The sequence below is a fragment of the Oleiphilus sp. HI0067 genome (genome assembly GCF_001635735.1).
Genome location: NZ_LWFI01000568.1, coordinates 1 through 2,090, shown reverse-complemented (window position 1 = coordinate 2,090; position 2,090 = coordinate 1). Strand labels below are relative to the sequence as shown.

Below are 2,090 nucleotides of genomic sequence, written 5' to 3'. Positions count from 1 at the left end.
GTTTAAAGGTTCGCGTTTTTGTGCGAGACGCACTCCTGTTTGTTCTCTTTTAGTTTCTCGTAATGCTTGACAAAGCATACAAGCGAACGTATGTTTCAAACACTCGTTTGATTTAGAGTCGAAACCGGCACGTGTACTGTTAACACGGGCTTTGAAATTTAATTAGTTTTCAAACGAAACCGAATAAAATTGAGGTAACGTTATGCCAGAATATAAAGCTCCCCTAAGAGACATTAAGTTCTTAATGGACGAAGTGCTTGATAGCGAACAGCACTACCAAAACATCGGTGCGACTGATGCAACTCCTGACATGATCGATGCGATCGTTGCTGAAGGCGCTAAGTTCTGTGAAGAAGTTCTTGCACCTATTAATCAATCAGGTGACCAAGAAGGTTGTACTTGGAGCGAAGACGGTGTTAAAACGCCGACTGGTTTTAAAGAAGCATATCAGCAGTACGTAGAAGGCGGATGGCCTTCAATGAACGCTCCTGTTGAGCACGGTGGTCAAGGTCTTCCAGAATCGATCAACATCATTCTCAGTGAAATGGTTGGTACTGCTAATTGGGCATGGGGTATGTACCCTGGTTTATCTCACGGTGCACGTGCAACACTTGAAGAGCACGGAACACCTGAGCAGCAAGAGACTTACCTGACTAAACTTATCTCTGGTGAGTGGACAGGTACTATGTGTTTGACTGAGCCGCAATGTGGTTCTGACCTAGGTATCCTTACTACTAAAGCTGAGCCAAACGCTGACGGTTCTTATGCTATCACTGGTACTAAGATCTTTATCTCTGCTGGTGAGCACGACATGGTCGATAACATCGTTCATATCGTACTGGCACGTCTTCCAGGTGCTCCGGAAGGTACAAAAGGTATTTCTTTGTTCGTCGTTCCTAAGTGTCTTCCTGATGCAAACGGTGAAGCAGGTGAGCGTAATGCTGTTTCTTGTGGTTCTATTGAGCACAAGATGGGTATTCACGGTAACTCAACTTGTGTGATGAACTTCGATGGCGCGAAAGGTTGGTTGATTGGTCCAGAAAACAAGGGCCTAAACTGCATGTTTACGTTCATGAACGTTGCGCGTATCGGTACTTCTATTCAAGGTCTTGCGGCTGCGGAAGGTTCTTTCCAAGGTGCACTTACATACGCTAAAGATCGTTTGGCGATGCGTTCATTGACTGGTCCTAAGAACCCAGAAGGTAAAGCTGACCAAATCATCGTGCACCCTGACGTTCGTCGTATGCTTCTTACTCAGAAAGCTATCGCGGAAGGCTCTCGTGCGATGATCTACTATGCAGCTCAACAGGCTGACCTAGTTGCTCACGGTGAAGGTGAAGATCAGAAAGCTGCTGATGAGATGCTTGGCTTCTTGACGCCAATCTTGAAAGCATTCTGTACTGAAGCTGGTTTTGAAGCTGCTAACCACGGTTTACAAGTATTCGGTGGCCACGGTTTCATTGCTGAATGGGGCATGGAGCAAATTGTTCGTGATACGCGTATCGCACTTCTTTATGAAGGAACTACTGGTATTCAGGCGCTTGACTTACTTGGTCGTAAGATCCTTATGAGCCAGGGTGCATCACTTCGCAACTTCACTAAGCAGGTACATAAGTTCTGCCAGGCTAACGAAGGTAACGAAGCCTTGAAACCATTCATCGAGAAACTAACTACTCTTAACAAAGAGTGGGGCGACATCACAATGAAAGTTGGCATGAATGCTATGAAGAACCGTGATGAAGTTGGTGCGGCTTCTGTAGACTTCCTAATGTACTCTGGTTACGTATGCTTGGCATATTTCTGGGCGCAAATGGTTAAAGTTGCTCAAGAAAAGCTAGACGCTGGTACTACTGAAACTGGTTTCTATACAGCTAAAGTACAAACTGCACAGTTCTACTTCGATCGTATCCTTCCACGCACAGCTGCACACGCGCAGATGATTGCTGCAGGTAGCGACTCGATGATGGCAATCGACGAAGAAAACTTCGCATTCTAATTGTCATTATTCATGAAAAAGCCCGCTTTGCGGGCTTTTTTGCGTTATAATGCGCGCGATTTTTTTGGCTGACGGCGTTCTTTGAGCGCTTTAG

The 2,090-nt window shown here is 45.6% G+C and carries 1 protein-coding gene; it reads left to right on the top strand.

The genetic code is table 11. From position 1 onward, the window contains the following. Positions 1 to 202: 202 nt before the first annotated feature. The gene (locus A3739_RS06625; protein ID WP_068481677.1) at positions 203 to 1,996 is read left to right on the top strand and encodes an acyl-CoA dehydrogenase C-terminal domain-containing protein; all 1,794 of its coding nucleotides are present in this window, start codon (positions 203 to 205) and stop codon (positions 1,994 to 1,996) included. Positions 1,997 to 2,090 lie beyond the last annotated feature (94 nt).

Excerpts from the sequence above, each read along its gene's own strand:
- A3739_RS06625 (WP_068481677.1), top strand. The coding sequence starts at position 203 with ATGCCAGAATATAAAGCTCCCCTAAGAGACATTAAGTTCTTAATGGAC.